The 20,906-nt window shown below is 58.2% G+C and carries 17 protein-coding genes and 1 tRNA gene; 12 read left to right on the top strand and 6 right to left on the bottom strand.

What is annotated here, in order from left to right:
- Nucleotides 1-74: 74 nt before the first annotated feature.
- The 4 genes from BLS30_RS03975 (at nt 75) to rlmH (ending at nt 3,283) form a co-directional block, all read left to right on the top strand.
- Nucleotides 75-1,370, top strand: coding sequence for a glutamate-5-semialdehyde dehydrogenase (locus BLS30_RS03975; RefSeq protein WP_090226739.1), 1,296 nt, complete (start codon nt 75-77; stop codon nt 1,368-1,370).
- A gap of 1 nt (nt 1,371) precedes the next feature.
- Nucleotides 1,372-2,061 carry a nicotinate-nucleotide adenylyltransferase gene (locus tag BLS30_RS03980; protein ID WP_244465025.1) on the top strand — a complete coding sequence of 230 codons (690 nt, stop codon included), beginning with the start codon at nt 1,372-1,374 and terminating at the stop codon, nt 2,059-2,061.
- A 169-nt stretch (nt 2,062-2,230) separates the two neighbouring features.
- Entirely contained in the window at nt 2,231-2,641 is a 411-nt protein-coding gene (gene rsfS, locus BLS30_RS03985) for a ribosome silencing factor (RefSeq protein WP_090226743.1), read from the top strand.
- A gap of 159 nt (nt 2,642-2,800) precedes the next feature.
- Entirely contained in the window at nt 2,801-3,283 is a 483-nt protein-coding gene (gene rlmH / locus BLS30_RS03990; protein ID WP_090226744.1) for a 23S rRNA (pseudouridine(1915)-N(3))-methyltransferase RlmH, read from the top strand.
- A 10-nt stretch (nt 3,284-3,293) separates the two neighbouring features.
- On the opposite strand, the gene BLS30_RS03995 is transcribed toward rlmH, so the two are convergent.
- From BLS30_RS03995 to BLS30_RS04010, 4 genes are all read right to left on the bottom strand, one after another.
- Entirely contained in the window at nt 3,294-4,124 is an 831-nt protein-coding gene (locus tag BLS30_RS03995) for an SDR family NAD(P)-dependent oxidoreductase (protein ID WP_210184015.1), read from the bottom strand.
- The gene (locus tag BLS30_RS04000) at nt 4,121-5,083 is read right to left on the bottom strand and encodes a cobalamin-binding protein (protein ID WP_090226749.1); all 963 of its coding nucleotides are present in this window, start codon (nt 5,081-5,083) and stop codon (nt 4,121-4,123) included. Before BLS30_RS04000 ends, BLS30_RS03995 begins: the two co-directional genes overlap by 4 nt.
- Before the next feature lie 89 nt (nt 5,084-5,172).
- Entirely contained in the window at nt 5,173-6,852 is a 1,680-nt protein-coding gene (locus tag BLS30_RS04005; RefSeq protein ID WP_090226751.1) for an acyl-CoA dehydrogenase family protein, read from the bottom strand.
- Nucleotides 6,853-7,097: 245 nt separating this feature from the next.
- Nucleotides 7,098-8,630 (bottom strand): hypothetical protein, encoded by a 1,533-nt coding sequence (locus BLS30_RS04010; RefSeq protein WP_090226753.1) that lies wholly within the window; start codon nt 8,628-8,630, stop codon nt 7,098-7,100.
- Nucleotides 8,631-8,979: 349 nt separating this feature from the next.
- Between BLS30_RS04010 and BLS30_RS04015 the strand changes: the two genes are divergently transcribed.
- Nucleotides 8,980-9,828, top strand: a complete 849-nt coding sequence (locus tag BLS30_RS04015) for a YihY/virulence factor BrkB family protein (protein ID WP_046477412.1) — start codon at nt 8,980-8,982, stop codon at nt 9,826-9,828.
- A gap of 90 nt (nt 9,829-9,918) precedes the next feature.
- Here BLS30_RS04015 and ccrA read toward each other — a convergent pair whose 3' ends face one another.
- Nucleotides 9,919-11,244 (bottom strand): crotonyl-CoA carboxylase/reductase, encoded by a 1,326-nt coding sequence (gene ccrA, locus BLS30_RS04020; RefSeq protein ID WP_082101240.1) that lies wholly within the window; start codon nt 11,242-11,244, stop codon nt 9,919-9,921.
- A gap of 304 nt (nt 11,245-11,548) precedes the next feature.
- Here ccrA and BLS30_RS04025 point away from each other — a divergent pair, with 304 nt between their 5' ends.
- The 5 genes from BLS30_RS04025 (at nt 11,549) to BLS30_RS04045 (ending at nt 16,549) form a co-directional block, all read left to right on the top strand.
- Entirely contained in the window at nt 11,549-13,573 is a 2,025-nt protein-coding gene (locus BLS30_RS04025; RefSeq protein WP_046477411.1) for a protein meaA, read from the top strand.
- Between the two features lie 87 nt (nt 13,574-13,660).
- Nucleotides 13,661-13,747 (top strand) — tRNA-Leu (locus BLS30_RS04030).
- 466 nt (nt 13,748-14,213) lie between these two features.
- Nucleotides 14,214-14,756, top strand: a complete 543-nt coding sequence (locus tag BLS30_RS04035; RefSeq protein WP_046477410.1) for a peroxiredoxin — start codon at nt 14,214-14,216, stop codon at nt 14,754-14,756.
- A 487-nt stretch (nt 14,757-15,243) separates the two neighbouring features.
- The gene (locus BLS30_RS04040) at nt 15,244-16,008 is read left to right on the top strand and encodes a hypothetical protein (protein WP_052743748.1); all 765 of its coding nucleotides are present in this window, start codon (nt 15,244-15,246) and stop codon (nt 16,006-16,008) included.
- On the top strand, nt 15,956-16,549 hold the full coding sequence (locus tag BLS30_RS04045) for a hypothetical protein (protein WP_139165286.1): 594 nt from the start codon (nt 15,956-15,958) through the stop codon (nt 16,547-16,549). Before BLS30_RS04040 ends, BLS30_RS04045 begins: the two co-directional genes overlap by 53 nt.
- Before the next feature lie 77 nt (nt 16,550-16,626).
- Here the strand turns inward: BLS30_RS04045 and BLS30_RS04050 are convergent, their stop codons facing one another.
- A complete protein-coding gene (locus BLS30_RS04050; protein ID WP_090226756.1) occupies nt 16,627-18,828 on the bottom strand; it encodes a TonB-dependent receptor plug domain-containing protein in 2,202 nt (733 codons plus the stop codon).
- Nucleotides 18,829-19,134: 306 nt separating this feature from the next.
- On the opposite strand from BLS30_RS04050, the gene BLS30_RS04060 reads away from it, so the two are divergent.
- Both BLS30_RS04060 and BLS30_RS04065 read left to right on the top strand, forming a co-directional pair.
- Complete coding sequence (locus BLS30_RS04060; RefSeq protein WP_090226758.1) at nt 19,135-20,424, top strand: SDR family oxidoreductase; 1,290 nt, start codon at nt 19,135-19,137, stop codon at nt 20,422-20,424.
- Nucleotides 20,424-20,897: a DUF2269 family protein gene (locus BLS30_RS04065; protein WP_046477405.1), complete on the top strand. Its 474-nt coding sequence runs from the start codon at nt 20,424-20,426 to the stop codon at nt 20,895-20,897. Before BLS30_RS04060 ends, BLS30_RS04065 begins: the two co-directional genes overlap by 1 nt.
- The last annotated feature ends 9 nt before the right edge of the window (nt 20,898-20,906 follow it).

The raw sequence follows: 20,906 nt of genomic DNA on the forward strand, positions 1-20,906 counted from the left end.
TACGGCCAAGAGAACTTAATAAGCTTCCCGCTCAGCCTCATCTCGCTGGATGCGACAACAACGGAAACAATGCGATGACGGCAGCCGTTCATGCCCTAATCAACGACAACAAGATCGAAGCCGCGATGTTGGAGATCGGTCAAGCTGCGCGGCGCGCGGCGGCCGAGCTTGCCATTGCCGAGCCGGGGCAGAAGGACCAAGCGTTGCGCGTTGCCGCTCAGGAGCTGCGTCACCATACAAGCGGGATCATCGAAGCCAACCGCCGCGACCTTGAAGCCGCTGAAGAAGCCGGCAAAAACGGTGCCTATCTTGATCGGCTTATGCTCGATCCTGACCGTATAGAAGCCATCGCATCTGGTCTTGAGACCATTGCCGCGCTTGAAGATCCTGTCGGAAAAACAATCGCAGAATGGCAGCGCCCGAATGGGCTGGATATCTCGCGCGTGCGCACGCCAATCGGCGTTATCGGCATTATCTACGAAAGCCGCCCAAACGTTACCGCCGACGCCGGTGCGCTGAGTCTGAAATCCGGCAATGCCGCCATTTTACGCGGCGGGTCAGATAGCCATCATTCAAGCGTAGCGATCCTCACCTGTCTTACGCATGGTCTGCGTAGTGCAGGCTTGCCGGCCGATGCTATCCAGCTCGTGCCGACCACGGATCGTGAAGCCGTTGGACATATGTTGAAAGGGCTTGGCGGAACGCTTGACCTGATCGTTCCGCGCGGCGGTAAGAGCCTCGTCGCGCGCGTCCAAGAAGAGGCACGTGTTCCGGTTTTCGCGCATTTGGAAGGGATCTGCCACACCTACGTCGATCGCGGAGCAGACATCGACATGGCCGTTGAGATCATCCTCAATGCCAAGCTGCGGCGTACGGGCGTGTGCGGCGCCACCGAAACACTTCTTGTCGATCGGAACGCCGACGACGATTACTTATCGCCTCTCGTGAAAGCACTGTTGGACGCCGGGTGCGAGGTTCGCGGTGATGCTGCCGCGCAAGCGGCGGACGAACGCGTCGTGGCGGCGACGGACGAGGATTGGGGGCAGGAGTTTCTCGATTCCATCATCGCAGTCAAAACCGTTGATGGGGTGGATGACGCGATTGCACACATTGCTCGCTATAGCTCGCAACACACAGATAGCATCATCACAGAGTGTCACGGAACGGCGGAACGTTTCTTGAAACGCGTTGATTCCGCGATCGTTATGCACAACGCCTCGACGCAGTTCGCGGATGGCGGCGAGTTCGGCATGGGCGCGGAGATCGGCATCGCCACCGGGCGCATGCATGCGCGCGGGCCGGTCGGCGTCGAGCAGCTCACGACGTTCAAGTACGTTGTGCGCGGCAGCGGCCAAACGAGACCGAAGTAACGTGGCGCATAAATCTCAGCCGCACAGCTTTGGATCGATCGGGGTCCGAACACCTCTGGTCGTACCGGGCCAGCGCATCGGCGTCATGGGGGGATCGTTCAATCCTCCGCATGAAGGTCATCTCATTGTTGCGCGAACAGCATTGAAGCGGCTCCAGCTCGATTGGCTCTGGTGGCTTGTGACGCCGGGCAATCCGCTCAAGACGCACGATGATCTTGCGCCGCTTAACGCACGAATGTCAGCAATCCGTGCCATGACATCCGATCCGCGGATGGTGCTCACGAGCTTCGAGGATCAATTAGCTACGCCCTACACAGCAGCGACGCTGGCGTTTCTCAAACTACGCTACGCGAGCGCGCGCTTCGTTTGGATCATGGGGGCGGATAATCTCGCCACGTTTCACCGTTGGCAGAGATGGCGCGACGTTGCGACGGCCATGCCTTTTGCAGTGGTCGATCGACCGGGATGGCGCCTTCGCGCATTAGCCTCCCCAGCGGCACGCATTCTCGAAAAATACCGTATCGATGAGGCCCATGCTTCGGAACTGCCGCTGTGCCAGCCTCCGGCCTGGACTTTCTTAACCACGCGGCTCAGCCCCCTGTCTTCGACCGAATTACGGTCTCGTAGACTCGCAATTGTTGCAGAAAAGCCTCGACCAGACATTGAAACTGTAAAAATAGCAGCAATATAAATCGCGCATAGGTGTTGATCCGTATCGCAGGTCAAGTCTATTCTTGATGAGTGCAACGGCACTTGTTCTACTTCGACGCAATTGAGCGATGGACAAATGCCGGCGATGCCGGATCCATTGCTTGGAACGAACCCAATTGGTTCGATGACGAGAGGACGACCACTACAAGATGCGAACTGCGCATGAAGCGGCCAACAATGGCAAGCTTCCTTCCGAGGTTCCGCCCGAACGGCACACCTCGGCTTCACTGCTGAAGCAGATCGTCCACTGGCTGGACGAAGCAAAGGCAGAGGAAATCGTCACCATCGATCTCGCTGGCAAGACGTCCATCGGGGACTACATGGTGATCGCGTCCGGCGGTACCGACCGACACGTTGGTGCCATCGCCGACATGCTCCAGGAAAAGATGAAATCAGCCGGCGAAGGCCGTGTGCGTGTCGAGGGGTTAGAGACCTGTGACTGGGTCCTGATCGACACGGGTGATATCATCGTCCACGTTTTCCGTCCTGAGGTTCGTGATTTCTACAACCTCGAGAAAATGTGGTCTGTCGAACGTCCGGGCGAAGCGATCTCCCACTGATCGCTTCAGGTCCCTGGCGCGTTCTCACGCATTGCTAGCCGCCATCCGCGGGATGGCGGTGTGGGTTCTGTTATCCGCCGAACCACTTTTGCTAGACTGATTTAAAAGCTGCCGACATGTTGGCTGCGCGTCATCGCATTCTCCGACCCAAGGCTTCTCATGCGCCTGTCGATTGTTGCCATCGGCCGCCTCAAGGACGGGCCCGAACGTCAACTCATGGCGCGCTATGCCACGCTCCTCGACGGTCTTGGCCGCGGTTGCGGCATAGGTCCGTTGACAGTTACAGAGCTTCCCGAGGCGCGGGGCGGCGATGTTGCCAAGCGAACTTCTGACGAAGCGCAACGCCTTCTGAAAGCCGCGGGAGCGGCCGATGTGATCGTACTGCTCGATGAACGCGGGAAAGCGATATCGAGCCTGCAGATTGCACAATCGATTCGGGAAGATCGCGACGGGGGCGTTAAATCGATTGCATTCCTGATTGGCGGGGCTGATGGCCACGGTGACGAAGCCAAAGCTGCCGCACATCGACGCTTATCTCTGTCGACGTTGACGCTTCCGCACGGACTGGCACGCATCGTACTTACAGAACAGCTTTATCGCGCCGCGAGCATTGTCGCCGGACACCCCTATCACCGCGAATAACATTGTTTCGTCAGTTGTTGCGCAGGACGCGATCCAGCAAAATGGTCGGCAAGGCGCGACGCAAGACGTTTGCGATGTATGTCGGCGTGGTCACAAAGTATCTCGCCTTGGGACGTGACGCCTCGACCGCATGCACGAGCTTCGCCGCAACGGCCTCGGGCTCAAGCTTGAAGGTCTGCTTCCCGCCAGCCTCCATTTCTTCTAGGCGACGCCTGTAATCCTCCGCGTAGGGAGACCGATCGATATCGATCGAGGCCTTAAAACGGCGCAGTGCGGTTTCGACGAAGCGCGTCCGTATCGGGCCCGGCTCTATAAGCGAGACATGAATACCTGAATCTTTGAGCTCAAGACGCAACGCGTCGGTGAGCCCTTCCAATGCGAATTTTGATGCGCAGTAGGCGCCGCGATACGGCGCTGCGACGAGTCCTAGCACCGACGAACACTGCACAATGCGTCCACGGCCACGTGCACGCATGTGAGGAAGGATGGTGCGCGTCAGTTCGTGAGTTCCAAACAGGTTCACCTCGAACTGCTCACGCAGCAGCGCGGCGGGTAAATCTTCAACGGCGCCTACTTGTCCAAAAGCGGCGTTATTGAAAAGCGCATACAGATCGCCCCCGGTCATATCCATGGCCTGTGTAGCGCAGGTCTGAACAGATCCCTCGTACCCAAGTTCCAAGGGAATGGGTTCCAAGCCGTGGTCCTGTTTCAGGCGGTCGAGATCGGCTCGTTGTCGCGCGGTGGCGAGCACGCGCCAACCGCGCGCTTTGAGCACCAGCGCGCTCGCCAAGCCAATGCCGGAAGAGCAGCCGGTTATCAGTATCGATCGTTGCGTCATTATTGCTTTACGCCATGAGCTGAGGCGACTTCTGCGTTGTGACGCACGAACGACCGATCCCGATGTCCGTAGGCGCAAATGTCGGAATGAAGGATCTCGGCCACTATCTCCGTGCTTTCGACAAGACGGGGGCCGGGACGGTTGAAGTACGCATTGCCATCGGCCACGAAAACACGCCCCTCGCGAACGGCACGCAATCCTTTCCAAACCTCGTTGTCTTCAAGGACAGCCATTTCACGCAGGGTCGTTGGAACGTCGTAACCGCAGGGCGAAACGAGAATTATGTCGGGATCGGCATCGGCCGCATCGGACCACGCGATCCATGGCGAGTTCGCACCGTGCTCGCCAAAGAGATTGATCCCTCCGGCTGCTTCGATCAGTTCGGGCATCCAGTGGCCACCCGACATCGGCGGATCAATCCATTCGATATACGCGAGCGTTGGACGCTGGCGTCTCGCGACGACGGATGAGACCTCGGCGATGCGTTGCATCATGCTGGCCACCAACGTCGCGCCAGCGTCTGCGCATCCGAGTGCTGCCGCGACGTTGCGAATGTCCGCGTAGATGTCCGCCATCGTATGCGGGCGGAGCGACAAGATCTGGGGTTTACTGCCAATCCAGGTACATACAGCGCGCTCAACATCGGCCAACGACACCGCGCACACTTCGCACTGATCCTGGGTGAGGATCACATCGGGGTCCAAAGCTTGCAGTGCGTCGGCATCCACCTCGTAGACGGCAAGACCCTGCTCGACGAGGTTGCGAACGGCGTTATCGATTTGGCGGCTTGAGCCCTCGACCTTAAATTTTGGCCGTGTCACCGCGGGAAGGTTTTGAACGGTGGGCGGCCAATCGCACTCGTGCGATCGCGCGACATGCAAATGCCCCATGCCCAGCGCGTGTACGATTTCGGTCGTGCTTGCGATCAGGGAAACAACGCGAGGCCGCTCATGATCGTGCATCGCTCACTCCGATGATCGGTGCGCATGTCTCAACGGACGATCGGTGCCGCACAAGACTGCAGCACCGGATCTGTGCGTTTGAAGTTTTGTTAGTTTGCCCCTTCCAGGAGGCGGCGCGCAATGACCTGTGCCTGAATTTCGGCAGCGCCTTCGAAAATGTTCAGGATGCGGGCATCACACAGGACGCGAGAAATCGGATACTCGAGCGCGAAACCGTTGCCCCCGTGGATTTGCAGCGCGTTATCGGCTGCAGCCCACGCAACACGTGCACCGAGCAGCTTGGCCATGCCGGCCTCGAGATCGCAGCGGTGTCCCTGGTCCTTCTCACGCGCGGCGAAGTAGGTGAGCTGACGCGCGACCATGACCTCAACGGCCATCATGACGATCTTATTGGCCACGCGCGGGAATGAGTAGATCGGCTTGCCGAACTGATTGCGTTCCAGCGCATAGCGAAGGCCGAGATCCATCGCCGACTGAGCGACGCCGACTGCGCGTGCTGCGGTCTGAATGCGTGCGCCTTCGAAAGTGTTCATGAGCTGTTTGAAGCCCTGGCCTTCGACGCCGCCCAGGAGTTGGCTCTCCGGTACCGCGAAATCGTCGAAGGAGATGTCGTACTCCTTCATGCCGCGATAGCCGAGAACCTCAATCTCACCGCCGGTCATGCCGTCCGCAGGGAATGGATTGTCGTCCGATCCGCGTGGCTTCTCCACAAGAAGCATCGAGAGGCCCCTGTAGCCTTTCTCATCGCGATTTGTGCGGACGAGAAGGGTCATAAGGTCTGCGCGTACCGGATGCGTGATCCACGTCTTCTGTCCGGTGACCTTGTATGTGTCGCCGTTTTTCACTGCACGCGTTCTCAAGGACGCGAGATCAGAGCCGGTGTTGGGCTCGGTGAACACGGCGGTCGGAAGGATTTCGCCGGAAGCGATCTTGGGCAGATATTCCTGCTTCTGAGCGTCCGTCCCATTGTGTAGGATAAGTTCACCAGCAATCTCAGAGCGCGTGCCGAGCGAGCCGACGCCGATGTAGCCACGAGACAGTTCTTCAGAGACCACGCACATGGCCTCCTTGCCGAGACCCAAGCCGCCCAGCTCTTCAGGGATGGTCAGGCCGAAGACACCCAATTCTGACAGCTTCGTGATGAGATCCAGCGGAATGTACTCGTTGTTGAGGTGCCATTCGTGCGCATGTGGGACGACTTCGGCTTCCGAGAAGCGGCGCATCTGCTCGTGCATCTCAACAAGAAGTTCATCGAGCCCGGAATCGCCGAACGTCGTCGCGCCCTGCTGATCCGCGATCAAAGTGGCGAGGCGGGATTTCACCTGCTCGCTGGAGCCGACAGCAACGAGGTCCGCAACCGCATCTTCAAAGGCACGGATTTCGTCGCGCGCGACGCCCAAGGCTTCCGGCCGGATGATCTCCACCTGGCTCATGGGAATACCGCCAGCGATTTGCGCGCAGTATTCGCTCAGCGCCGCGACCAGCAGTAGCTTCTCCATCTCGCCGTAGCGGCCTTCGCCGTTCAGCCGCTCCGCCCAGGCTGTCATCTGGCGCAGCCCTTCGACGGTGGTTGCGAGCCAAGCCAGGCCATGAGCGACGTGCTGGGCGGCGTCGACGCCGCCAACCTCTTCAACGCGAGCCCGGACGCCTGTTTTGGCGAGGGTCAGGATGTGTTCGGCCTTGCCGACTGCATCACGCGCGCGCCCAAACAGGGTGTCCGGGTCGGCCGCCAAAAGGTCGGACACAGGCGAGAGCTCTGCAGTGGTCATAGGCGATCATCCCCTTCTTGAATTTTTAAAATTTGGCAATTGGCTCCGCGCCGCTCCTCATTCAGGAGTGGCGAGCCCGCGCGAGAACACGCATAAAGCCGTGCTTCGCTGCATAGCAGCATAAGCAGCCCACGTTCCGTGGCAAACGTCTTTTGCCATACGGGTTGGCATACAGGGGGCGTCGAACTGTCCCATGTGGCAGCTGGAGACGATCAAGGAGTGCCGTGGTCTTAAGGCATGCCAGATCAGCGGCGTTGCAAAACCCGCAGAAGCCGGGATAGTGCCGGCGCTGGCGTGTCTACCGCTGACTGCAATCGGCTAGCGGCATGCTGGACGGGCCCTACACCTGGAAACGGCGGCGAACGCGGCACGATCTCAACCGCGGCCTCTTCTATCGGTTCCCAATCTGATGGATTGCGCAGGAGCGGACCATCGGCGTGCGCCCATCGTTTGGCGGGTCGTTCTGTTGGCATTCTGCGTACACGCGGGGCCGGTTGCGCACGCGAAATGATGCTGACACCCTCGTCAGTGTCCTCCTCGTATGCCTCATAGTCTTGACGCGGATATTGATCTGCCAATTCCGCGAAATACTCAGGCAATGGCGGCGGCTGGATGTGCTCGATTTCGGCCGGTTGAAGATGCGCCGTGGATGCAGACGCGAGCGGCGGTGGCTGAGGGAGGGGTGGGGGCGTTACCTCGGAAACCACCGGATTCGCTGGTGTTGATTGAGCGGAGCCATCGGCCGGGAACTGAACAGGCGGCGGAGCAGGGTGCAGGGACGCGGTTTCTCCCGCTTTCACCCGTCGGGCATAGGCTGTGGCACAGCCTGTCGCCAAAACGGCCGCCTGTTCGATCCACTGTTCACGCGAGATGCGATTGCCGAGGCCAAAGCGCACGCTGACCATCGCAACCTGATCCACCGTGAAGTGGGCAATGTCCGAGAATTTGAGTATTCCCAATGAATTCAGGTTGGCCGCCACTTTATCGTCAATGAACGCAATGTGGCGCAGGTCATCGCCCGTTTCGTCAACGATGGGCAGAAACGCTGGAGGTGCGCTCGGCACGGGCGCGTCTGGTTGAAATGTCTCTGTCTCCTCCGCGCTGGTTAGTTCGATCGGAGAGGGAATATTGGGCAGCGGCAGCGCTTTCGCTTGGCAAACCAAGCGCGCTAAAGCGTCGTCAATTCTATCAACCGGCTGAAGGGCTGCGGTTGTCTGGAGGTGCGCTTTTGAAAGCGGTTTGGCGATTGCACGGCCATTCCTTATCGCCAGAAGCGCCGCCTGCTCGATCCAATTCTGGCGGGAGATCGTGTTGCCCAGATTGAGGGCCTCCGCGACGGTGGCGACATCGTCCGCGCTCCAGGCCGCGATCTTCTCATAGGCCGTGGCCCCTAAAGCCCTCAGGTGCGTGGCAATGCTCGGTGTGATGCCGCGGATCCGCGTGAGGTCATCCGGTTCGATCACAGGAAGATCAAAGCTGGGCTGGAAAGGCTCGTCGGCGGCAGAACGATCAGCCCGGGCGGTGTCCGCCTGCAATAGATCTAAGGCTTCGAGAATGCGCGCACGTGCCAGGAATAAGGAGTTGCCCTTGAGTGCGTTGCATACACCTTCCGGCAAACCCGCTTCCGCGGCGCCATCCAGTTTCGCCGTCATGTTGCGGCCGGTACGCTTTTCAAAATCCCTTAGAGCCTGCCAGTCGGAATCGGCCGACAACAACTCTTCAAGGTTTGCAAGGTCACGCACCAACGCTCCGCGCGCTTGGGCAAGATCTGAAGACATCGTTACTCAACTCCAAGGCCTACCCAATCGAACGATCTGGCGACGCGGCGTTTCGACCGGGCATTCCATGAACGATGAACAAACGCGTCAAACTCGTCCGGCAGATGTACCACAACCTATAATCAGTCTTTGGCACCAATGCCTTCCGTCATTGAGTTTAAACACTGACAGAGTTAAGCGTCTATTACGGCAATGCTACGGCGCAGGCCTTTGCATTACTTTATTTGCGTCAGTATAGGCCCGGCGGCTGCGTGATGGTCATTTTTCGACCATCACCGAATGGTTTGCCGCGAGAAATTCGGTAGCTTCGACGGTTCGAATTGATGACGAGATAGACGTTAGAAACGAGATGCAGCAGCACCAGCCATTCCTCAAAGCAATCTACGAGCTCTACGAGCACTCCGGCTTCTCGATGGCTGGCGCGGTGGCGTTTTCGTTCGTCGTATCTCTGTTTCCATTTTGCATCTTCTTAACCGGGCTTGCCGGTTTGATCGGCAGCCCGGAACTCGCGGGCAAGGCCGTCACGCAACTCTTTCAGGTTCTGCCACGAGACGTTGCCCAGGCCCTAGCTCCGCAGGTGGTTTCAATCATGAGCTCAACCCGGATCGACTTGCTCACCGTCGGTGGCGGTATCGCGCTGTTCTTCGCCACCAGCGCAATTGAAACGCTACGTGCAGCTCTGAACGGCGCCTACCGTGTACGCGAGACTCTCACCTATCCACTGTGCTTGCTGCGCAGCATGCTTTTCGTGCTGATCCTGGCGCTTTCGATGCTTGTTCTGACCTGGGCCGTTATCGTAGGCCCTGCCGTTGCTGCGCGGTTCGAGCCGTCTTGGGTGAAATCGCTGCTCGACTCGACCTGGTTGGCGGTGGGTTTTCGCTATGGGCTTGCGGCTATCGTCATCGCGACGCAATTGTTGGCGCTGCATTTGTGGCTTGTTGCCGGAGAGCGCAGTCTTGCCGATGTCCTACCCGGCATCTTGTTATCGACGCTGCTTTGGATCGGCGCCGGCGCGATGTACTCGTATTATTTGGAGTTCAGCGACTACAGCCGGTTTTATGCCGGGCTCTCGCAATTGATGGTGGCGATGATCTTTTTCCAGGTCACCGCAGTCATCATTATTCTCGGCGCAGAGCTAAACCGCGGGCTGATCGAGCTACGGAAGCTCTCGGCGAACGGCGAAACGATCACGTCTTAAAATAGTTTAATGAATAATACCGCAAAGGGCTAAAACCCTCAGCCCTTCACGGTGGCGTAGCGGCCAGAGCCGGCCGCTACTTTCAACTCGTCAACCGAAACGCGATTTTCCGGCTTCGATGACGTCTTCGAGCGTGCGCAGCCCCGTTGTCGGCGCCGACACGAGAACCGCCATGTTGCCTGGCTTATGCTCATTCCGGTACATGCGCATGTGCGCCTTCGGAATCTGAAGCCACGGGAAGACCTCAGACATGCTGGGGTCGACGCGACGCTCAATCACCAATCGGTTCGCCTGAGACGCCTGTTTCAGGTTTGCGAAGTGCGAACCCTGGACGCGCTTTTGATGCATCCACAAATAGCGGGCATCCATAGTCAGGTTATAGCCCGTCGTACCGGCACAGATGACGACCATGCCGCCGCGCTTTACGACGAAGACGGAGACCGGGAAGGTCGCTTCGCCGGGGTGCTCGAAGACGGTGTCGACGTTATTGCCCTTGCCGGTGATATCCCAGATGGCCTTACCGAAGTTGCGAACTTCCTTGAACCATTCAGCATATTCGGGGCTGTTGACCTTTGGCAGCTGGCCCCAACAGTTGAAGTTCTTGCGGTTGATGACACCTTTGGCGCCGTGTTGCATAACGAAATCACGCTTGTCGTCCTCAGAGACGATGCCAATGGCATTAGCCCCCGCGGTCGCGCAGAGCTGAACCGCCATCGAACCCAGGCCGCCAGAGGCCCCCCAGATCAGAACGTTATCGCCTGGCCGCGTGATATGCGGACGGTGGCCGAAGAGCATGCGATAGGCAGTGGCGAGAACCAGCGTGTAGCAGGCACTTTCTTCCCAAGTCAGATGCTTGGGACGCGGCAAAAGCTGCCGATCCTGGACGCGGGCGAACTGAGCAAACGAGCCATCTGGCGTTTCGTAACCCCAAATGCGCTGGGAAGGCGAAAACATCGGATCGCCGCCATTGCACTCCTCGTCGTCACCGTCATCCTGGTTGCAATGAATGACGACTTCGTCGCCGACTTTCCAGCGGGTAACCTTCGAGCCGACGGCCCACACGATGCCCGAGGCATCGGAACCGGCGATGTGGTAAGGGTTCTTGTGGACATCGAACATCGAGACCGGCGTGCCGAGCGAAGCCCAGACACCATTGTAATTCACGCCGGCGGCCATGACGAGAATGAGCACATCATGGCTATCAAGTTCCCATGTCGGAACTACTTCGACCTGCATCGCAACGTCCGGCGTACCCTCGCGGTCGCGGCGGATGCACCAGGCATACATCTCCTTCGGCACATGACCGAGCGGCGGGATCTCGCCAACTTCATAAAGGTCTTTCTTGGCCGCTAAGATCGCAGGTGCCCCAGTATTGGTTCCCTTGTTATTGTTTTCTGCGGCGCCTTGAGCTGACATGTCGATCTTTTCTCCTTGTGCTGTCATCCGCTGCACTTGTTGTTAATGTGCGTTGCAACATATGGGCGCATAATTCAGCGTGGCTGGCAAGAGCCGGGTGCCTCCGTTTTCAGCAACGATTTAGCCTTCCTAATTGAGCAAAGAGCTTCAGCCCACAGTTTTTTTAGTCGCTGAAATCTGGCATATTGAACACCATTAACCCGCAATGCTCGATGTGCGAAATGACATCTTCCGCATTGCAGCACAAAGCGATTATCGTGTAGCGGGCAATAGAAAATGCAATCAACTTAGAAGAGTCGATGGGATGGGCGAGAAGCTTAAGGACACCACAGGCAAGCAGTCCGGTGACGCTGCGACGGGCAAGGTTCCGCGCGACCGGCCGTGGATTTTCAGAACGTATGCCGGCCATTCGACGGCCGCGAAGTCTAACGAGCTGTATCGTAAAAATCTTTCGAAGGGGCAGACCGGCCTCTCGATCGCGTTCGACCTGCCGACACAGACTGGCTACGACAGCGACCACGAACTCGCCCGCGGTGAAGTCGGCAAGGTTGGTGTTCCCGTCAGCCACATCGGTGACATGCGATCTCTGCTCGACGGTATTCCGCTCGATCAGATGAATACGTCGATGACGATCAACGCGACGGCCGCTTGGCTCCTGTCACTTTATGTCGCGGTCGCCGATGAGCAGGGTGCGCCCCGCACATCGCTGACAGGCACGATCCAGAACGACATCATCAAGGAATATCTCTCGCGTGGCACGTATGTATTCCCGCCGGAGCCTTCCCTGCGCCTGATCAAGGACACCATCGTCTTCTCTTACGCGCAGGTTCCGAAGTGGAACCCCACGAACGTCTGTTCCTACCATCTGCAAGAAGCGGGAGCGACGCCGGTCCAGGAACTCGCGTATGCACTGGCCACCGCCATCGCCGTGCTCGATACTGTGAAAGCGTCCGGTGAGGTTCCGGCAGACGATTTCGCTACCGTTGTTGGCCGTGTGTCGTTCTTTGTGAACGCTGGGCTGCGCTTCGTCACCGAGATCAGCAAGATGCGGGCGTTCACGGAACTGTGGTACGAAATCACAGAGAAGCGTTATGGCGTCAAAGATGAGAAGTTCCGGCGCTTCCGCTACGGCGTGCAGGTCAATTCGCTCGGACTTACCGAGCCCCAGCCGGAAAACAATGTTTATCGCATACTGATTGAAATGCTCGCCGTGACGCTCTCCAAAAACGCACGGGCACGCGCCGTTCAGCTCCCTGCCTGGAACGAGGCGCTTGGTCTGCCACGCCCTTGGGATCAACAGTGGTCGCTGAGAATGCAGCAGATCCTGGCTTACGAGACCGATCTGCTGGAATACGGCGACATCTTCGATGGATCGACTGAGATCGCGCGCAAGGTTGCCGAGCTGAAAGACGAAGCCCGCGCCGAACTGGAAACGATCGAAAAGATGGGCGGCGCGGTCGACGCAATTGACTACATGAAGCGCCGTCTGGTTGAGAGTAATACTGAGCGTCTGCGCGGCATCGAAACGGGCGAACAGATCGTCGTCGGCGTCAATCGCTGGACGGAAACCGAACCGTCGCCACTGTCGGCCGGAGAAGGCGCCATTCAGGTTATTGATCCTGCCGTGGAAGCACAGCAGGTCGAGCGTCTTAAGGCTTGGCGTGCTAACCGGGACGGCAAAGCGGTCAAAGCCGCACTTGCTGAACTTGAAGCTGCCGCACGCGAAGGCCGCAACGTCATGGAACCTTCCATCGCCTGTGCTAAAGCGGGTGTCACGACGGGCGAGTGGGGTGGTTTATTGCGCACCATCTTCGGCGAATACCGTGCTCCAACGGGCGTTGCCCAAGCCGGGCCTCAGGGAGAACGCTCGGGTCTGGAAGACGTGCGCTCGCAAGTTGAAATGGCATCGGAAAAGCTCGACCGCCGGCTCAAGTTCCTTGTCGGGAAGCCCGGTCTCGATGGCCACTCTAACGGCGCTGAACAGATTGCGGTTCGCGCGCGCGACTGCGGCATGGAAGTTGTCTACGAAGGCATCCGGCTTACCCCGGCGCAGATCGTTCGGGCGGCGCTCGACGAGAGTGTTCACGTCGTGGGTTTGTCGATCCTGTCCGGATCGCATGTGCCGCTTGTCAAAGAAGTCATGGATCGTATGCGCGCAGAAGGTCTGGACGACATTCCCGTTGTCGTAGGCGGCATCATCCCTCCGGAAGACGCAAAGGCACTGAAGGCTATGGGCGTTGCGGCTGTCTATACCCCGAAGGACTTTCAGCTCAACGACATCATGGCCGATATCGTCAAGCTTGTGATGGGCGTCGCGAAAGCGGCATGATAAGAAGTTGCACATAGCGCGATCGTTTCGTTGACGGACCGGTCGCGCTGAGTATTATGCGCGCCTTCCCGGCCCGCTAGCCGGTGTGCCTCTGTGGCGGAATTGGTAGACGCGACAGACTCAAAATCTGTTGTCCGCAAGGACGTGCCCGTTCGAGTCGGGCCAGGGGCACCATGACTTTCCCTCGCGACGGTCTCTCATAGTCTTGCTGAATGTTTAGCAAGACGCCCCCTTCTAATGTCACATCGCTTTCTAGGGCAAATCTCGCGCAATCCGGCAGCAGAACTTCGGCGCAGAGTCCCGCACGTGCATCATAACGCCGCAATCGCGATCATTGGCGTTTCTTTCGCCATTCATTACAATGGCTTGCGTCATACTATTGTGGCGGGGAGCCCTAGCAATACGATCCGACGTATCACCGTTCGGCGCCGACGGCTTTGACTGTCGATACGCAAAGGACGACATCGGGTCGTCGACCTTCGTAAACCCTCGTTACATTGACTGCACTGCGACCCACCACGTCCAAAATGGTGCGCGTCGAAAGCTACTTACGGGTGAAGTGTGCTCGCAAAATTACTGCAGTAGCCATGGTCGATTGGCCCAAGGACGACTGTAGCCAAGATTAAAAAAGGACCATCCGATGATCGTGAAAAAAGTTCCAGACGTTACGTTCCAAACCCGCGTCCGCGACGAATCCGTTGGTGGACCCAACCCGTTCCGCTGGGAACAGAAGACGACGGCCGACTATTTCGGTGGCAAGCGCGTGATTCTGTTTTCTCTGCCGGGTGCTTTCACTCCGACATGCTCCACGTACCAGCTTCCGAACTTTGAAAAGATGTATGAGGAGTTCAAGTCGCTGGGCATCGATGAGATCTATTGCATCTCCGTCAACGATGCGTTCGTTATGAATGCTTGGGGCAAGGCGCAAGGCGTCAACAACGTTAAGCTCATCCCAGACGGCTCGGGTGAGTTTACGCGCAAGATGGGCATGCTCGTTGCCAAGAATAACCTCGGCTTCGGGATGCGCTCTTGGCGCTATGCAGCCGTCGTGAACAATGGCGTCATCGAGCAGTGGTTCGAAGAAGAGGGCTTCTCGGACAACTGTGAGACTGATCCCTACGGCGCATCATCTCCGGAAAATATTCTTGAGGCGCTCAAGGCAGCTCAATCCAAGGCAGCCTAATATATAGAACTTGCGGATGCCCCCTTCCGAAGCGTGGAGGGGGCGTCTGTCGTTTGTAGCTCGGTTATTTCAATGCAGGGCTAAGGGCGGTCCAGCTCATTGAGCCGCTCACGCGGCGGGTAGCGTTCGAATGCGCCCGCAATTTCGTATCTTTTAGCGATGATCTGCTCGCCTTTTTTGGCGACAGAAATTGCCTCTGCGCTCCGACCCATCGGGCGAGCCTCGCCTTCGTAAAACATGCGACGCTATAACCTAGCGCCACGCAAATTGCTTCCCTACCACGTTTCCTTCTCGGTTCTCCCCACTCGTGGACGGGGTTGGCTTTGCGCGAAAAAATCAGCCTCGCTCAACCTGGACTGAGGTCATCGCCTATCGTGTGGTGGAAACTCGAAATTTGACACAAACGGGAGCGGCAAACTCTTCGTATACTTCCCTGCTAGACGAAAAATATCGACTTTCTGAAACTCATGCATAAGAATTACCCTGAATGCGTATCGGATCGGGGTGGCTCATGCGCGTCTTGTTGGGGATCGATGACACGGATAATCTCGAGAGCCGGGGGACCGGTTATCGAGCGCGCCAACTCGGGCTACGGCTCGCGGGTGAAGGGCTTGCACAAGTCCGCGGCATCTCACGCCATCAGCTCTTCGTGCATCCTGATATTCGCTACACCTCACACAACAGCGCGCTATGTCTCGACCTTACGTGGGGCGGTCGTCCCCTATCTGAGCTTGCAGAGCTTTGCCGTTCGTTTTTGCGCGCTGAATCGGCGCCAGGTTCAGACGCTGCATTCTGCATCGCGCCCTTCGACGAAATTCCCGACGATGTGGTGACATACGGAAAGAGAGCAAAAAACACCGTCTTAAATCAAGACATGGCCCGTGAGCTCGCGCGGCGAACAGACATCCACCTTGAAGGCGTTACGGGTGATGAAGGCGGCGTGATCGGGGCGCTCGCTTGCGTTGGGCTGCGCAAAGGCGGGCATGATGGACGCTTCGTCTGGGTCGCCGGAGTTCGCGAACTGACGGGCGTGGCTACCGTCGCCTATCTGCTCGGTTCAACCGGCATCGACATCATCCGAACGCCTGACGACGAAATCTTAGCGGCCGATGCGCGCGTGCTCGTTGATCCTTGGCCGCGCCCGGTCCTGCTGGACGATAAGGCCGTATTGCTAATCGAGAAAATAATGGAGGGAGCTCATGGCGACCACGATTGGAAAATCGTCCCCAAAGAGATTATCAAACAGTATTGAGGCCTCCGGGCCGCTGACGTTGCCGCGTCTGATGTTCTTGCTGCTGCTCGGCGCGCTCATTGTCGTGTTGCATGAAACCTTTCGGTTTCCTCTGAACCTGCCTGGACGGCACGGCATCGAAGCGATGGGGCTGTTGGTGTTTGGCCGGCTGATCTGCACATACAGATGGTCTGCAACGATTGTCGCCTTCTCGGCTGCCACCACCGCTTTCGCCTTTGGATCATCCGGTCACGACGGATGGTCAGGGCCGATTTTAGACCTTGCTCCGGGTGTTTTCGTCGACCTCGTCGTGATGGCAATTCCGGCTTTGCGGGATCGGCTGGTCTTAGCTCTTCCAGTTTTCGTGGCCCTTGCGTTTGCTACAAAGCCGCTCATGCGCTTTGCGGGGGCGGAATGGCTCGGCATGCACTTCGGGTCTTTGCGGCACGGCGTGCTCTATCCGATTTCGACCCACTTGATGTTCGGATTTGCCGGAGCTTTGGTCGCCGTCTTGATGTGGCTCGCATGGGCGCGCGTCAGTCATAACCAACGGGACAGCTAGATCCCACTCGTTGTGGTCAAAAGAAAAAGCCCTCTGCTGAACTTCCTGCAGAGGGCTTTTTCATTTTAAGGGGCTGCTTAGAGCTTCGTTCTCAAGCCGACATAGAATGTACGGCCCAGTTCCGGGTAGCCGAAGGAGTGCTCGTAGTTCTCATCGAGAAGGTTTTCCACCTTGCCGTAGATTTCGAACCGGCCATCCGCGATTTCCTGAGCCACGCCGAGATTGATGACGTGATAGTTGTCAAGTTCGAGAACGTCCGCGGGAACGATGCTATCGCGCGTGAGAGCCTTGCTGCCGGCAATATAGAGGTAGTCCGCCGAAAGGCTGAGCCCCGTATCGAAACGATAGAGAGCCGAGAACGTCAATTTGTGCTCAGGTCGATTCTGAAGTTCCTTTGTCGTGGCGCCGGGCGAAAGATTTTCTGAGTCAAGGTACGTGTAGCCTGAGACGAGTTCGAGCCCCGGAATACCTGCATAGTGAGCAGTCGCTTCAATGCCTCTGAAACGAAGCTCGGCAATGTTCTCAAAGCGATTGTTGTTGTTCTCAATGAAGTTCTCGGCATCTGTCTGGAACACACCGAAGCTCAGGAACGCATTCGCGAACGGAATTTGCTGTTCAATCGCAGCTTCGTAGTTCTGTGTGATTTCGGTTTGCAGATCCTCATTGCCGCGATCCACGTCATAGAGGTCGCGCAGCGTTGGAAACCTGATCTTGCGGGCGATCGATCCACGCAGAGCCGTTGTTTCGGTCAACGCGTAGCGCGTACCAAGCAGATACGTGTAGTCGCCGTCGGTTTCACCCGAGCGCTGTTGCGCTGCGTAACCACCGCCAACGACAAAGGACAGCCTGTCGGTTACCGCAAGCTCTTGCTCGAGGGCTGCTGAATAGACCTGCAGGTCGTGATCTTCGTCGAGGGGATTAACGGTGACGCCGGCTCCGCCGCCACCACCTCCACCTCCTCCTCCTCCGCCGCCGCCGCCGCCGCCGCCGCCGCCGCCGCCGCCGCCGCCGCCGCCGCCGCCGGAAGATTCAACGGAGAAGCCCGTCGAACGCCAAGACTCATTGCGCGCCTCCAACGCGAGAGTGAGGAGGTTTTCCCCAAAACGATACGCTGTCTGAACCCCGCCACCTGCAATGGTGGTCGTCGCATCTTCGCTGAAGGCTCTGGCCTTTGCCTGGGTATTAAACCCGGCATCGTCGTAGTTGTTGGTGAGTTCGCGGAGCTGGTTGATGTAGGCCGTCGGGCGAATGGTCAGCCCGTTGCCGAGGTTGACGAGCCCAGACGTTTGTGCGCTGAAATTATCGTAGTCGTCGACGCGTTCGAACCGTGTCCTATTCGCAAAACGGCCCAGCCCCGTACTGCCCTGCAGTTGCGTGTTTGGCGGTTTGCCATATTCGCCGCCGCGGTAGTTGAGGCTGACACCCCATTGGACGTTATCCGATGGCTTCCAGACAAAGTTACCGTAAAGGGCGCGATCTTCGCGGTCGCTGTTCACCCGGCGATCGGTTGTTTGCAGGCTCGTGAAATCGAAGTCGTCAGAAAGATGAAAAGCCTTCTGGTCATAGGCCGATGCTGAGATAAATGCCTGGAAGGAGTCTGACCCATAGCTCGACGTCGCGCGGGCATGTTTCTCGTGACCGAAGCCCGCTCCGATGTCGGTCGTGGCATGCAGGCCTGGCGCGGCGCTCTTTGTGATGATGTCGATAACGGCCGCGTTGCCGCCGGGACCGTATAAGACTGAACTGCCGCCGCGCGTTATCTTGATGCGCGCGATGTTTTCTACGGGAATGGACCTTGGGTCGAACTGACCGTCGAAGGTTGAGTTCAGCGGCACGCCGTCAATCAGCAACAAAACATTTCGCGTGCGGAGACCGCGCACATCGATGCGGGGGACACCATCGCCACCGTTGCGGACGTAGAGGCCCGGGACCAAGCCGATGGCCTGATCCAGAGTCTGCGCATTGGAGCGTTTGATTTCCTCAGCCGTGACTTCCTGGACCGTAGTCACCTGCTCGACGACTCGATCAGATTGCGTGCGGCGAAAGCCCGTTTGGCCAATTTGCTCTGTGCTGCTTGCCGTGGCGGGAGCGGCTGGGAACGAACCTTGGTCGGGCTGGGCGGAAGCGGCGGTAGAAGAGCCAGAAGAACTCGCCGCCGCTGGGGCCGTCGGCTTGCTGATTATGATCGCGGGGAGTTCGTATTGCTCTTGGGCAACTGCCGGGGACAGGACACAAACATTAGCCGCGAGCGTTGCGACAGTTACGCCGTACTTACGCATGGTACGCACTACCCTTATTTTTTATGTAATTTTCGACATGATATGCAGTGCCCCTATGACGCCGCAATCGTGCATTGGCGGAATGCTGTATAGTGTTGCTTTGCTCCCACACATTTTCATCATAACGGAATTCATGCAGCTTATTGGCACGTTGCGCCGAGCGTTGGCCGCCAACCGATGCGTCTCCGCAATCCTGTTCGTGATCGCGTTGCATTTCTTCCGGATAGAACAGCGAGCGATTAGGTTTGACGTTTTAGATCGCCGCTTAGACTTCTATCGACGGGCCGCGATATCTCAGGGGGGCATATGAGGGTTCTCGTTACCGGTGCAGCGGGCCTGATCGGTTCTGGAATTTGTGCCCGCTTGGCAGCGGACGGACACGAGGTCACCGCGCTTGTCCGGCCGGGAACCAAGATTGTTCCGGCCAGTGCCCAACAGCATCGCGAGTTGAACGTCGCAAAAGCGATCACGCCGGAGGATTGGCTGGAGCCGCTGGCTGGTATCGATGCCATCGTCAACTGCGCGGGCGTCCTACAAGACAGTATCCGCGACAGCACGCACGATGTTCACGTCACCGGTGCGATTGCGATGTTCGCTGCGTGCGAAAGACTTGGACTCCGCAAGGTCATCCAGATTTCAGCGATCGGCGCCGACCGCCAGCAAGTGTCGGCCTTCTCGGAAAGTAAAATGACCGGCGACCGAGCGTTGATGGATCGCGACCTTGACTGGGTGGTCTTGCGGCCCTCCGTCGTATTGGGGCGGCAAGTGTATGGCGCCAGCGCGCTGATGCGCGGTCTCGCATCTTTGCCGTTGCTACCTCTGATGCCGCAAACCGGCGCGCTACAATCCGTTCAACTGGAAGACGTGGCCGCTACCGTATCATTCTTTCTCGATCCCTCTGCGCCGTCTCGCGTGGAACTGGATCTTGTTGGTCCGGAGCGGCAATCGCTTGAAGACGTCGTGGGCTTATATCGGAAATGGCTCGGATGGCCACCGGCGCGAACCATCGCGTTACCCGACTGGACGATGACACCGCTTTATTGGCTGGGCGATCTTGCCGGTTGGCTTGGGTGGCGGCCTCCCCTGCGCACAACCGCTCGGCGCGAGTTGGCGCGCGGCGTCGCGGGTGAAGCGCAAGCGTGGAGTGACCTGACGGGCATCAAGCCAGCGTCCCTCCCCGCCGCTCTCGCGAAGTATCCGTCGACGGTGCAGGAACGCTGGTTCGCACGGCTCTATCTTCCACGCGTTGCTGTACTCGTTGCGTTGGCAATGTTTTGGGTTGCAACAGGCCTCATAACGCTGACTACGGGTTTCGCTGCTTCCGTGGAAACGATGTACCGAGCCGGTGCAGGAGCGCTCGCCGAGGTCGGTGCAATTGCGGGAGCTCTCGCCGATATCTGCGTAGGACTTGCCATTGTCTATCGTCCAACGGCGCGACGCGGGCTCTATGCGGCAATGGGACTGGCTGCGGTCTATCTCGTAGCAGGAACGGTCCTACTGCCGGACTTATGGAGCGATCCGCTCGGGCCGTTCGTGAAAGTCGTGCCGATCTTCGTGCTGCACTGGGTCGCGCTCGCGATCCTAGAGGAGCGTTGATGGATTACTTTCTCCTGAAGTTCCTGCACATCATCGGTGCTGCCGTACTTCTCGGAACGGGCGCGGGGATCGCGTTCTTCATGCTCGCCGCACATCGCACCGGCAACGCCGCGACCATTGCTGCGGTCGCGCGTATCGTCGTCATTGCGGATTTTGTGTTCACAGCAACGGCTGTCGTTGCACAGCCTATCAGCGGCGCTGCGCTCGCGTGGCAGGCGGGGTACTCACTCTTGGAAGGATGGATTGTCGTATCCTTGCTCCTGTATGTGGTGACGGGTGCTTTCTGGCTGCCTGTCGTCTGGATGCAGATCGAGATGCGCGACCTCGCCTGTGCTGCGGCCTTGCGTAGTGAAGAATTGCCATCGCGTTATCACGCGCTGTTTCGGCTATGGTTCATTTTCGGGTTTCCAGCCTTCGGTGCGGTGCTGACAATCCTGTGGCTGATGATCTCGAGACCCGCGATCGTTTGGTAGTTTCCGCCA

The organism is Filomicrobium insigne (assembly GCF_900104305.1).
GTDB classification, from domain to species: Bacteria; Pseudomonadota; Alphaproteobacteria; order Rhizobiales; family Hyphomicrobiaceae; genus Filomicrobium; species Filomicrobium insigne.

What these genes read in the sequence shown, in the direction of transcription:
- BLS30_RS03975 (WP_090226739.1), top strand. Translation starts at nt 75, where the DNA reads ATGACGGCAGCCGTTCATGCCCTAATCAACGACAACAAGATCGAAGCC.
- rsfS (WP_090226743.1), top strand. Translation starts at nt 2,231, where the DNA reads ATGCGAACTGCGCATGAAGCGGCCAACAATGGCAAGCTTCCTTCCGAG.
- rlmH (WP_090226744.1), top strand. Translation starts at nt 2,801, where the DNA reads ATGCGCCTGTCGATTGTTGCCATCGGCCGCCTCAAGGACGGGCCCGAA.
- BLS30_RS04000 (WP_090226749.1), bottom strand. Translation starts at nt 5,083, where the DNA reads ATGCACGATCATGAGCGGCCTCGCGTTGTTTCCCTGATCGCAAGCACG.
- BLS30_RS04005 (WP_090226751.1), bottom strand. Translation starts at nt 6,852, where the DNA reads ATGACCACTGCAGAGCTCTCGCCTGTGTCCGACCTTTTGGCGGCCGAC.
- BLS30_RS04010 (WP_090226753.1), bottom strand. Translation starts at nt 8,630, where the DNA reads ATGTCTTCAGATCTTGCCCAAGCGCGCGGAGCGTTGGTGCGTGACCTT.
- BLS30_RS04015 (WP_046477412.1), top strand. Translation starts at nt 8,980, where the DNA reads ATGCAGCAGCACCAGCCATTCCTCAAAGCAATCTACGAGCTCTACGAG.
- ccrA (WP_082101240.1), bottom strand. Translation starts at nt 11,244, where the DNA reads ATGTCAGCTCAAGGCGCCGCAGAAAACAATAACAAGGGAACCAATACT.
- BLS30_RS04025 (WP_046477411.1), top strand. Translation starts at nt 11,549, where the DNA reads ATGGGCGAGAAGCTTAAGGACACCACAGGCAAGCAGTCCGGTGACGCT.
- BLS30_RS04035 (WP_046477410.1), top strand. Translation starts at nt 14,214, where the DNA reads ATGATCGTGAAAAAAGTTCCAGACGTTACGTTCCAAACCCGCGTCCGC.
- BLS30_RS04040 (WP_052743748.1), top strand. Translation starts at nt 15,244, where the DNA reads ATGCGTATCGGATCGGGGTGGCTCATGCGCGTCTTGTTGGGGATCGAT.
- BLS30_RS04045 (WP_139165286.1), top strand. Translation starts at nt 15,956, where the DNA reads ATGGCGACCACGATTGGAAAATCGTCCCCAAAGAGATTATCAAACAGT.
- BLS30_RS04050 (WP_090226756.1), bottom strand. Translation starts at nt 18,828, where the DNA reads ATGCGTAAGTACGGCGTAACTGTCGCAACGCTCGCGGCTAATGTTTGT.
- BLS30_RS04060 (WP_090226758.1), top strand. Translation starts at nt 19,135, where the DNA reads ATGAGGGTTCTCGTTACCGGTGCAGCGGGCCTGATCGGTTCTGGAATT.
- BLS30_RS04065 (WP_046477405.1), top strand. Translation starts at nt 20,424, where the DNA reads ATGGATTACTTTCTCCTGAAGTTCCTGCACATCATCGGTGCTGCCGTA.